This window comes from uncultured Brachyspira sp. (genome assembly GCF_944390595.1).
Classification (GTDB): domain Bacteria; phylum Spirochaetota; class Brachyspiria; order Brachyspirales; family Brachyspiraceae; genus Brachyspira.
On the sequence record NZ_CALXRN010000103.1, the window covers coordinates 1 to 11,347 of the forward strand.

At 24.2% G+C, this 11,347-nt stretch carries 13 protein-coding genes; 3 read left to right on the top strand and 10 right to left on the bottom strand.

Annotated elements, in window-relative coordinates; all coding sequences use genetic code 11:
- From Q0J90_RS05515 to Q0J90_RS05520, 3 genes are all read left to right on the top strand, one after another.
- On the top strand, positions 1-999 hold a 999-nt coding region (locus Q0J90_RS05515), incomplete at its 5' end, for a hypothetical protein (protein ID WP_297276948.1).
- Between the two features lie 170 nt (positions 1,000-1,169).
- Positions 1,170-1,316 carry an ankyrin repeat domain-containing protein gene (locus Q0J90_RS14710; protein ID WP_367173847.1) on the top strand — a complete coding sequence of 49 codons (147 nt, stop codon included), beginning with the start codon at positions 1,170-1,172 and terminating at the stop codon, positions 1,314-1,316.
- 117 nt (positions 1,317-1,433) lie between these two features.
- Positions 1,434-2,375 carry an alpha/beta hydrolase gene (locus tag Q0J90_RS05520; RefSeq protein WP_297276949.1) on the top strand — a complete coding sequence of 314 codons (942 nt, stop codon included), beginning with the start codon at positions 1,434-1,436 and terminating at the stop codon, positions 2,373-2,375.
- A gap of 2 nt (positions 2,376-2,377) precedes the next feature.
- On the opposite strand, the gene Q0J90_RS05525 is transcribed toward Q0J90_RS05520, so the two are convergent.
- From Q0J90_RS05525 to Q0J90_RS05570, 10 genes are all read right to left on the bottom strand, one after another.
- Positions 2,378-3,577, bottom strand: a complete 1,200-nt coding sequence (locus tag Q0J90_RS05525) for a MalY/PatB family protein (RefSeq protein WP_297276950.1) — start codon at positions 3,575-3,577, stop codon at positions 2,378-2,380.
- Positions 3,578-3,593: 16 nt separating this feature from the next.
- A complete protein-coding gene (locus Q0J90_RS05530) occupies positions 3,594-5,195 on the bottom strand; it encodes a hypothetical protein (protein WP_297276951.1) in 1,602 nt (533 codons plus the stop codon).
- A gap of 82 nt (positions 5,196-5,277) precedes the next feature.
- Complete coding sequence (locus tag Q0J90_RS05535) at positions 5,278-5,748, bottom strand: ankyrin repeat domain-containing protein (protein WP_297276952.1); 471 nt, start codon at positions 5,746-5,748, stop codon at positions 5,278-5,280.
- 37 nt (positions 5,749-5,785) lie between these two features.
- The gene (locus Q0J90_RS05540) at positions 5,786-6,052 is read right to left on the bottom strand and encodes an ankyrin repeat domain-containing protein (RefSeq protein ID WP_297276953.1); all 267 of its coding nucleotides are present in this window, start codon (positions 6,050-6,052) and stop codon (positions 5,786-5,788) included.
- A 508-nt stretch (positions 6,053-6,560) separates the two neighbouring features.
- A complete protein-coding gene (locus Q0J90_RS05545; RefSeq protein ID WP_297276954.1) occupies positions 6,561-7,307 on the bottom strand; it encodes a hypothetical protein in 747 nt (248 codons plus the stop codon).
- Between the two features lie 78 nt (positions 7,308-7,385).
- Positions 7,386-7,790 (bottom strand): radical SAM protein, encoded by a 405-nt coding sequence (locus tag Q0J90_RS05550; RefSeq protein ID WP_297276955.1) that lies wholly within the window; start codon positions 7,788-7,790, stop codon positions 7,386-7,388.
- A 239-nt stretch (positions 7,791-8,029) separates the two neighbouring features.
- Positions 8,030-8,614 carry an ankyrin repeat domain-containing protein gene (locus tag Q0J90_RS05555; RefSeq protein WP_297276956.1) on the bottom strand — a complete coding sequence of 195 codons (585 nt, stop codon included), beginning with the start codon at positions 8,612-8,614 and terminating at the stop codon, positions 8,030-8,032.
- A gap of 19 nt (positions 8,615-8,633) precedes the next feature.
- Positions 8,634-9,341, bottom strand: a complete 708-nt coding sequence (locus Q0J90_RS05560) for an ABC transporter permease (RefSeq protein ID WP_297276957.1) — start codon at positions 9,339-9,341, stop codon at positions 8,634-8,636.
- An 11-nt stretch (positions 9,342-9,352) separates the two neighbouring features.
- Positions 9,353-10,378, bottom strand: coding sequence for an ABC transporter ATP-binding protein (locus Q0J90_RS05565; RefSeq protein WP_297276958.1), 1,026 nt, complete (start codon positions 10,376-10,378; stop codon positions 9,353-9,355).
- 196 nt (positions 10,379-10,574) lie between these two features.
- On the bottom strand, positions 10,575-11,300 hold the full coding sequence (locus tag Q0J90_RS05570) for a HEAT repeat domain-containing protein (protein WP_297276959.1): 726 nt from the start codon (positions 11,298-11,300) through the stop codon (positions 10,575-10,577).
- Between the last annotated feature and the right edge of the window lie 47 nt (positions 11,301-11,347).

The window sequence follows — 11,347 nt, forward strand, 5'->3', positions numbered from 1 at the left end:
CGTCCTTATTTTTATATAAAGGATATAACTTTCATTATACTTAAAGATAAGATTAATAATATATACATTTACGGAAATAAATTTGAAAACATTGATGAAGGTATTCATTATTTGTACACGGGTAAAATTTTTATAAATAATGCAGGTTTATTTGGTATTTATGAAATTGCAGGAAACAGCAGAAAAATTGAAGTTTTTGATTATGATACTGAAAAAGAATTTATAAGTTCAAAAAGAAAAAATATTGCAGATATAAATTTAAAAACTGAAAATCTTTCAAAGATTGAATACATTATGGATATTAATTCCAAAAGAATAGAAGGAGTTTTTGAATTAATAAATGAGCCTAAAATAAATATAAAAAATTTTGATATAGCTGGATTTGTGTATTTAAAAAATTATACAGAATTAACTACAATAATTATTAAGCATTTATTTAACTTATATTATGCTTTTATAGATAATAAAGAAAAAATAAATTTTGATATTAATGGCGAATCTAATTTTTCAAAAGATTTTCAGGATAAAAAAGAAAAGGAACTTTCAGATGAAGTTAGTTCATTATTGAAAAAAAATTCTGTTTATGAACTAAAACAATATTTTATTAAAATTAAAGATTTATATGCTTTTAATATATTATACTGCGATGAAAAAACTATTTGTATGTATAAAAGATTTATAAAAATACAAGATGATAAAGAACTTATAATAAATAATGTTTTTCTTACTTATGATTTAAATAATCAAAAATTAATAAGTTATTATTTGAAAGATTTAATAAATAATGCTGATGAAGTATTAAGGAAATATAATATTCCTAGTGATTTTTATTCTGATATAGATAATTTAATTTTTGGTATAACGGATTTCTTTATTATAATAATGAAAGAAAATGGATACAAAAAAATTTTTATTGATTATAAAAATATAAAAGATTATGTAAATAGAGATCATTATTTGTCTTATTTATTTGTTTCTAATAAAAATCATTTTGAATAAAAATTTAAAAACTATAATAAATATATTTGCAGTTATTGTCATTGCTATATCTGTTAATATTATTGCTTTTTCTTTTAGAATGATGATATTTTATAATAGAGGTAATTTATTTTATACTATTGATATCATAGCTTTATTACTTATACTAAACTCTGTAATTTTCTTTTTCAATGTATGCAGTACAAAAACGTAATTCTGAAATTGTAAACCTTTTAATTTCTAAATGTGCAAATCTAAATTCTAAATCTTATAGAAATAGAACTGCCTTATATATAGCGAAATTAAAAGGTTATGATAATATTGTATGTATTTTATAAAATTCTAAAAAATAAAATTTAATAAATATTATATACTTTTTAATTACAGAAAAATTGTTGACAGTAATCATTATTTATATTATATATTTAATTAATTAATAATTAGGATTATAATAAATGAATGAGTTTTTTGAAGAATATGTTGATATAAATAACATAAAGCAGTATTTTATACATTACCCAAAAAAATCTAATACATCATTGATATTTCTTCACGGCGGACCTGGAGAAACCGAAAGTTATTTTTTATATAAAATGCATTCAAATACTCAGAATTATAATTTAATTTATTATGATCAAAGAGGTGCGGGAAAAACTCAAATAAAAAATAAATCCTTATCAGACAGCATAACATTAGAAACTCTTATAAATGACTTGAAAGAAACTATTGATTATGTAAAGGGTAAATATAATTCAAAACATATTATAATATTAGGGCATTCATGGGGCAGTGTTTTAGGAATGGAGTTTATAAAGAAATATAAAAATTATGTTTCTGCATATATTGGAATGGGACAGGTTGTAAGTTTTAGGGTAGGGGAGAAGATAGGTTTTGATTATTGTTTTGATATTGTAAAAAAAAGCGGAAATAAAAAATATATTGATAAATTAAATAAACTGCATGATTATCCATACTGCATAAATAAAGACAATGTTTTTAAAATATTTAAAGATTTTAGAGAAGTTCAGGCAAAATATAAATTAGCCGGATATTATGAAGGTAATGATAAACTTTCGGCTATTATTCATAAAAGCCCTGTTTTTTCATTTAAAGATGTTTTTAATTCTACATTAAAATTGAATAAAAATATAATAAATTATTTGATTGACTATGACATAAGTAATTTTAAAAATTTTGATATACCTATATTTTTTATATGCGGAGCTAATGATTGGCAGGTTCCTACTGTATTAGTAAAAAAATATTTTGAAACTATAACAGCACCGGATAAAGATTTATTTATTGTAGAAAATGCCGGTCATCTTCTTAATATAGAAAATACAAAAGATTATAATATAATACTAGAAGGTATATGCAGCAGAGTAAGCGGTGAATAAAATTATTTATAACTTTTGTTTTTTAAATGCCGAACAGTTTGCTTTACAAAATGTTCTATATATTTGAAATCTGTTGCTATATTAACTCTTATAAAACCTTTAAAATTATCTCCAAACCATTCTCCAAAGTCTACAGCTATTTTGCAGTCATCTTGTATGAACTCTTTTACTCTGTCCTTATTAATTATATTTCTTAAATCAAAAAATGGTAAATATGTACCTTCAAGAGGAGAAGTTACTATTTCTGGCACTTCTTTTTCGAATTCATCTCTTATATATTCATAATTTCTTTTAATAACTTTTAATAACCCATCAAGCCAATCGCTTCCATACCTGTATCCTGCCTCAGCTGCTATCATACCCATTAAACTAAGCTCTGTTTTATTGATTGTATTTATGTATTTTGTATATGTATTTCTCATATCTTCATTTGGTATTATTATGTGAGAGTTTAAAAGGCATGCTAGATTAAATGTTTTAGAAGGTGAAGTTAATACTATTAGTCTGTCTATATATTTATCTTTATTTTTTATGGATAGGGCAGATATAAAAGGTTTAATACCCAAATTAATATCCTGATGTATTTCATCAGAAACTATATAAACATTATGACGTTTGCATATATCAAAAGTTTTATCTATTTCTTCATCTGTCCAAACTCTTCCTACAGGATTATGCGGATTGCAGAAAATAAAAAGTTTAGGTTTATTTTCTATAATCTTTTTTTCAAGCATATCAAAATCTATAGAGAATATACCATTATCATTTTTTAAATCAACAGTTATTAATTTTCTTTCATTATCTTTAACTGCATTTGAAAAAGGATAATAAACAGGAGTAAGTATTACTACGCTATCATTTTTATTTGTGAAAGCATTTATAAGCCAATATAAAGCTGTAACTAAACCGGTGGAGAAGAAAATCCAATCTTCTTTTAAAGATATATTGTATCTGTTTTTCTGCCAATTAAAAAAAGCTTCAAAATAGCTGTCCCAAATAACTGTGTATCCGAATACTCCATGAGATACTCTTTCATGCAATGCATTTAATATTTCATCCGGAGCTTTAAATTCCATATCTGCTACCCACATAGGAGTAAGTCCTGAAACATTAAATCTTTTATCTCTAATAGTTTCCCATTTTTCTGAATTTGTATTTTCTCTGTTTACAGTATATTTACTGCAAAACTCTTCTACAGTCATAATTTCTCCATTTTATTTAATTTGCAGTTTTTAAAGCTTCTTTATATCCTAATTTTACAGCTTCGTCTAAATAATGTTTAGATTTTTCAGTGTATTCTTTCATTTTTTCTGCTGTAATGGTTGATAGTTTTGAATACTCTTCATAAACTAGCGATAAATAATAATAACTTTCTGCAAGTACAGAAATAGATTTATTGTTTTTTATTGAATTTAAAAAATTAAATTCTGATTCTTTTAAAAGTTTTACTTGTTTTTCTAATTTATATTTATAAAGAGATGCTATACCATTGTTATTTAATAAATAAAAATTATTCTTTTCTATGTTAAGTCCGTATTCAATATCTTTTTTAGCATTATTTAAACTTTTTACATCATTAGAAATTTGATAATCAATTAAATATAACCATCCTCTATTTATATATATAGATGTATTATTCTTATCTATATTTAAAGCTTTGTTGTAATTATCCAAAGACATATCAAAATATTTTTTATCGTGAGTATTTTTATATTTTTCATTATATAAATCTGAATATATGAGCAATGTACTTAAATCATCAATATTATTATTATTTTCTATAACTTTATTATAGTCATTTAAAGCTAAATTAAAATACTCTTCATCTGAAGTGTAATGATATTTTTTTGTATAAAGTATAGCTCTGTCCTTAAGAGCATCTGTATTATCTTCTTCTTGAAGTGTATTAATATTGATAATTTTATTATAGTCTTTTAAAGCAGAATCAAAATATTTATTATCAGAAGTCTCCTGATATTTTTTACTTTGAACTAATGCCCTGTTTTTTAGAATATGCACATTTTCATTATCTATATCTAATATTTTTGTATACAAATTAATTGCTTTTTCATCATTTCCTGATTCTATCTCTCTCAATGCCATAATAGATAATTTTTTTATGTCATTTTCTTCAATTACTTTATTCTTATCTTTTTTTACAACATTCCAAAGTACATTATCTCCATTTTTATTGTATTTATAATAATTATTAAGAACAACTTTATCACCATCATAATTTGTGTTTATTATTTTATTATCATCATTTTCTATAATATCATTTGGTTTTATATCATTAAATTCTCTTGATTTTTTATCTTCTTTTTTGTTATTTTCTATTTCAATATTTTCTATATTTTCTATATTTTCTTCCGATGGCTCTAATTCTTTTCCTCTAAATAAAAATATGGAAGCTAAAATTGTTAATATAGTTCCTGCAAATATAATAATTAATGTTCTTGTATCTAAATTTAATAATGGATTGTTATTTATTATTGAGTTGAAGTTATTAACATGAGGAGCTATATATTCATCATATTTTATATCCATAAGATAATCTAAATTCTTTTTTATATTATACCTGTTTAAAATATCATTTTTATTGCTTATTTGAAAGTTTCTTAGTGCATAAGCGGAATTGCTGTAAATATTTGTAATGCGATTATCATAATATGAGCTATTTCTATTGTAAATCCAATAGCATATTCCTGCTACTATAGATATGAATAGAAATAATATTAACATAATACTTTTTGATGAGGATTTTTCATTTGGGGCTTCATAATTTTCATTATTTTTTGTAAAATTATGCTCTTGTTCCATTAAAAAATCCCGATATTTAGTAAATTATTTATCGGATTGAAATTAATAAAAAAAATAAATTATGATAACTAAATAGAATTTTTTAAAAATTATTATTCTCGTAGTATTGAATAATCATATTAATAATTTTTTTATTATTAGTGTTATATGCATAATCTAAAACATTATTTGAATTATTATCATATACATTAATATCAGGTTTATGTTTAAGTAAAATATCAATTATATTAATATTTTCTCTAATAATAGCAAACATCAAAGCATTTTTTCCATCATTACTTTTGATATTGATGTCAGCATAATTATCAAGCAGAATATTAACAGCATCCTCATCTCCATTTATTACTGCCTGTATTAAGGCACTATAGCCCATATTATTTTGATGATCTATATTTATGCCTAAATCTATTATTTTTTTTATAATTTTTATATCTTTAGAAAAGCAAGCTTCTATTAATATATTGTTTCCATCATTATTAATACTATTGATATTAGCACCATTTTTCAATAATATATCGAAAATATTAAAATGTCCTTGAGATACTGCTGCCATGATAGCATTATATCCAAAATTATTTGAAATATTAATATCAGCACCATTTTTTTATAAGTAGATCTACTATATCCTCATGTCCATTAAATGAAGCAAGCATTAAAGGGGATATTTTATCGCTGTCTAATATATTAACATCTATTCCATTTTTTAATAATTCTTTAACTCCATCATAATTACCATTTTCTGAATATATAAAAAGTCTGTCTTCTTCTTTGCTAATATCATATTTATTTGCTATATTATATTGTGTATATAATATACTAGTTAATATTATAAATATAAAAATAAAATATTTTAGCATAATAATATCCGTAATAAATTTATAAACATATACAACAGATTATAAATAATTATGTTAAATATTTTTATAATTGACAAAATACATATATATAGTATGATAAAATTATGAAAGTATTAATATTTGAAATAATAATGTTTAGCCCGATAATAATTGCTATGGGTTTAATAACTTTGTTATTATTTGCTCTTTTTTATTATTTTATAAAAATGATAAAAATTTTTTTGATTAAATACTTTCATATAGACAGAAAACTATTGGATAAAGTTCATATTATTTTATTTGTATCCATAAATATATTAATTAGTGCTTATTTCTTTATTATGCTTTTATATGATATAAATACTTATGGAGTAGATTTAACTGCGTTTATGGATAAAGATAATCAAGTATATATTGGAACTATAATATTTAATATTCTTTTAATATTAGAAAGTATAATTATTTCTTTTATTTGTATTTTTAAAAATACAAAATTATATCATAAATAATATATTTTTATGTTAATAAATTATTCTTTTATTTTAAATTTTCTTCTAAAATTATCTCTGCTTTTTCGTGTAGGAATAAACCAAGCTAATGTATCTATTATTTTATTAGTTTTTTTATCTATATTATTTATAAGTTTATTTAATTTTATTAAACTATCAGGTATATATGACATAATAGCTTCCATATTTTTATTTCTATAGTTTGATTCATATTCTTTTGCATCCTTAAAATTTCTAAATTTAGCTATAACGTCATTAGCATTACATCCGCATTGTGGTATATGACATACAACAAAATGAGATAAATAATTAATGTCTATTTCTTCAGTATATATATTTCCTACTATAGGAAATTGTGTACATACACCTCCTTTATATGAACCATCAGGTGATATACTTATTAAATTGATGCCTCCGCAGCAATAAAAGTTTCCAAAATTTTTCAAATTATTTCTTAGAGCTAAATTATGATTTATCGATATTTTATTATTATTTGCCAATTCAAAATATTCTACTGGCAAATTATAGTTATTATTAATATTTGTTTTTAATTCGGGTGATTTTAATAATTGTCTAGCATTATCTATCCAATCAAAGAAATCTTTGTCATATCTTTTATCTATATTAGAAAAATCTGGTGGAGTTCTTAACTCATCTAACTGCAAATGAAAATGATAATTCTTTTTTAGCTCATACAGTTCATTAAAAAAGCTATATGTTTTTTCTTTAAGTTCCGGATGAAGCATTAATGCAAAATTAAGATTCACTTTGTACTTATTAAATAAAATTATTATATCTTTTATATGATTTATATCAGCATACTCTAAATGTATTGATATTAAGCATCAAAATATATTGTTTTTAGCAGCCGAAATAATTTTTTCAAAATATTCAATATTTTTACTACCATTTGTTATTAATAATATGCTAATTTTTTTATCAAATGAATATATATATTTTATTAATTCTAAAGCGTCAGGATGATATGTTGCTTCTCCTCCGCTTATAGTGAAACTATAATATTCTGCATTTATTTTAAATATTTGGTCAACAGCATATTTTAATTGATATAATGGAATAAAATCTTTTTTATTTAAGGAATCTTGTCCAAAACAATATGAACATCTATAGTTACAACCGCTTAATAATCCCCAATTTATATATAAACATGAACTATCTTTAATTCCATGAAAAACTATATCTTCCATTTTTATTTCATTAATTTTATCATCATAGTTTATTATTTTCATAGAATTCCCCTAATATTAAAAATAGTATATTTGCATACATGTATAGTATAATCTCTCTCCAAGAAAAAAGAAAAATGTAATAATAATTTTTTAGAGTGTAGACTGTAGACTGTAGACTGTAGACTGTAGACTGTAGACTGTAGACTGTAGACTGTAGACTGTAGACTGTCAATAAATGGTATGATATTTATTAATTTCATATAGTTAATATATTATAAATAAAAATATTTTTTGTCAAGTTAAATAAGCGGCTTAGAAATGTTTTTTAAATAATCTGCTGCTTCTTTTTGTTCTTTACGAATAGCAAATTCCAAAGCTCTTTCACCATCTTTATTTTTATGTTCTATATCTGCACCATTTTCTATTAATAATTTAATTGTATCTATATCATTTATACCGGAAGCAAACATTAAAGGTGTTACTAACTTAAAGTTTTTAGCATTAACGTCAGCTCCCGCTTCTATTAATGCTTTTATTATTTCATGTTCTTTTGTAAGTGAAGCATAAAGCAAAGCAGAAAATAAAGGTCTGTCTCTTAAATTTACATCAGCACCGGAGTCTATTAAGTATTTGGCAATGCGAACTTGTTTTTCAGCACAGGCAAACATTAATGCAGTAATACCTGTTTTACTTCTTGCATTAATATTTGCTCCGTTTTCTACTAAAAGTTTTGCTATATCAAAATACCCTTTTTTAGAACAAATCATTAATAATGTAAATTTTGAATTTTCATCTCTGCTGTCGGATGAAGTATTATCTTCTTCTAAACATTTTTTTACATTATCAAAGTCATTGTTTTGGGTATATTCTACTATTTTTAGCATTATTATAAACCTTTATTTTTTACTGCCATTTATAAGATTCCACAAACATAGTTGAAATAGATATGCATGCAACTGCCCAAATAAGAAAGAATATAACGTTTTGTATATCTACCATACCTTTAGTAAAATCAGAAAAGTATGTTGTTATTGAAATAGCATTTAATAATTTGCTTGCTCCTGTAAACATTTCACTAAGCCAATTTATTATGTAGGCAAATATTCCCATAGATACACCTAAAATAGCAGCTACTAATTGGCTTTTAGATATGCTTGTAGCGATTAATCCAAGCCCAAGTATAGCAGTACCAAGAAGGAATAAACCTAAATAACCGCTGAATATAACTCCTATATCAGGTTTTCCAAATATCATAAGAAGTATAGGATAAACAAATGTCATAACAAGAAGAGAAGCATATACTACTAATACAGATAAATACTTTCCTATAACATATTGTAATGAAGTTATAGGAGCAGTCATTATAAGCTCAAAAGTACCTGATGCTCTCTCTTCAGCTATTAATTTCATACAAAGAATTGAAAGGAATAATATTGTAAAGAAACCAATATTGTACATTGTGTTTTCCATAACAGCTAATCTGCTGTAATAAACTTCTATAGTAAAGAAATAGCCTGTTAATGCTAAATATATAAATCCTAATATATAGTATAAAGGCGATACATAAAAGGATTGAATCTCTCTTGAAAATATAACATATATGTTTCTCATTATTAACCTCTTTAATTGTTATTTAAATCGTTTTTTTCTTCTGTTGCTTCTGTTTTATTATTTATAATATCATCTTTTATATATTTAGATTTATCAAAATCTTCATTTTTCTTTTTATCAGTAAAGTAAATAAATACTTCTTCCAATGATCTTTCTTTAGCTCTGATTTCAAGTACTTCAAAATTATTATTAACTAAATGTTTTACTATTGACGCTCTGGAATCATTGCCTCTTTCACATTCTATGATAATATCTCCATAAGAATTGCTTTCTGCTTGTATAACTCCATTAACTTCTCTAACACATAGAAGAGCATCTTCATGTCTGCCTGCTACTTTAAGTTCTATATTTCCTCCTAATATTTCTCTATCCATAGCCATTTTTAAGCCTTCTATTGTGTCTTCAGCTATTAATTCTCCGCTGTCTATAATTAATGCTCTTTCGCATGTATCTTCTACTTCGCTTAATATATGTGTAGAAAGTATAACGGTTCTTGTTCCGCCTAAACTTTTAATTAATGATCTTACTTCTATTAATTGGTTAGGGTCAAGTCCGCTTGTAGGCTCATCTAATATTAAAACATCCGGATCATGTATTATTGCCTGTGCTATACCTGTACGCTGTTTATAACCTTTAGACAAATGACCTATTATTCTATTTCTGTACTTAGTCAATCCTGTTATCTCTATTGTATTATCTAATGCTGTTTTTACATGTTTTGCAGGTATTCCTTTTAATTTAGCACAAAACCTTAAATAATCCATAACAGTCATTTCTGTATATAGAGAAACATTTTCAGGCATATATCCTATTCTCTTTTTTATTTCTATAGGATTGTCATAAACCTCATAATCATCTAAATAAACATATCCGCTGGTTGCAGGAAGATATCCAGTTATAATACGCATCATTGTACTTTTTCCAGCACCATTTGGACCTAAAAATCCTACTACTTCACCCTTATTGATAGTATAGGAAACCCCTTTCAAAGCCAAATGCTCACCATAATATTTAACTATATTATCAACTTTTATCATTAATAATCCTTAATTATCATTATAAAATTAAGATAACACTATAACAATAAAATTTAATTTTATCAAGTTATAGTATACACCTAATTGCTATATTATCGCAAAATAATAATTTTATATAAATAAAAAAAATTATAAAAATAAAAAAAAACCTATCAAATTAATGATAGGTTTTTTATTTTTAATTTTAATAATATTCTTATTGAGCAGCTGTATCAGTTTCTGTAGTAGTAGTTGTTGTAGTTTCACCGCTTCCGCTAGAAGGTTTGATGTTTTTAATAGCATCAATTGCAGCCTGTCTAACAGCCATATAATATTGTTCATTTTGAGCTAAATCTATTAAATCGCTTAAAGCAGCCTGATCGCCTATTTTACCTAAAGCTACAGCAACTTCATATACTATACCTTGAGTTTTAGCTAATCTTAATTGGTAAAGTAAAGGAGCTACGCCTTGAACGCTTCCTATTTCACCTAATGCCTGAGCAGCAGCTATAATGTTAGAAGTTTCTTGTTCTGCATATAACATTTGAGAAATATATCTAACAGAATTTTCTGATTTAGCAGCTTTAGCAGCTTGTAAAGCTTGGTAACGAACCATAGAATCAGAATTTTGTGGAGAAGTGCTGTCTAAACCATAACTTACATATCTATTAATTGCGTTTAATAAATTTTCAGAACTAGCACCTTTTTCACTTAAAGCTTTGAAACATAAAGCTTTTACTTGAGGACTACCGCTTTCTATAGCAGAAATTAAAAGTTTTTCATCTTGATTTGCTAAAGCATCTACAAAATTTTGAGAAAGCTCCTCTCTTGGTTTAGTACCTTGAGTAGTAGTTGTTGTTTCTGTAGTAGTAGTTTCTTGAGCAAAAACTGATGTTAAAGAAAATGCAAACATTAATGTTACAATAAATATTTTCTTGAGCATTATACAACCCCTTAATATATTAAGTTCTACTAATAATACTCTATTAT

What these genes read in the sequence shown, in the direction of transcription:
- Q0J90_RS05530 (WP_297276951.1), bottom strand. Translation starts at nt 5,195, where the DNA reads ATGGAACAAGAGCATAATTTTACAAAAAATAATGAAAATTATGAAGCC.
- Q0J90_RS05555 (WP_297276956.1), bottom strand. Translation starts at nt 8,614, where the DNA reads ATGCTAAAAATAGTAGAATATACCCAAAACAATGACTTTGATAATGTA.
- Q0J90_RS05535 (WP_297276952.1), bottom strand. Translation starts at nt 5,748, where the DNA reads ATGGCAGCAGTATCTCAAGGACATTTTAATATTTTCGATATATTATTG.
- Q0J90_RS14710 (WP_367173847.1), top strand. Translation starts at nt 1,170, where the DNA reads ATGTATGCAGTACAAAAACGTAATTCTGAAATTGTAAACCTTTTAATT.
- Q0J90_RS05565 (WP_297276958.1), bottom strand. Translation starts at nt 10,378, where the DNA reads ATGATAAAAGTTGATAATATAGTTAAATATTATGGTGAGCATTTGGCT.
- Q0J90_RS05525 (WP_297276950.1), bottom strand. Translation starts at nt 3,577, where the DNA reads ATGACTGTAGAAGAGTTTTGCAGTAAATATACTGTAAACAGAGAAAAT.
- Q0J90_RS05550 (WP_297276955.1), bottom strand. Translation starts at nt 7,790, where the DNA reads ATGAAAATAATAAACTATGATGATAAAATTAATGAAATAAAAATGGAA.
- Q0J90_RS05570 (WP_297276959.1), bottom strand. Translation starts at nt 11,300, where the DNA reads ATGCTCAAGAAAATATTTATTGTAACATTAATGTTTGCATTTTCTTTA.
- Q0J90_RS05540 (WP_297276953.1), bottom strand. Translation starts at nt 6,052, where the DNA reads ATGCTAAAATATTTTATTTTTATATTTATAATATTAACTAGTATATTA.
- Q0J90_RS05560 (WP_297276957.1), bottom strand. Translation starts at nt 9,341, where the DNA reads ATGAGAAACATATATGTTATATTTTCAAGAGAGATTCAATCCTTTTAT.
- Q0J90_RS05520 (WP_297276949.1), top strand. Translation starts at nt 1,434, where the DNA reads ATGAATGAGTTTTTTGAAGAATATGTTGATATAAATAACATAAAGCAG.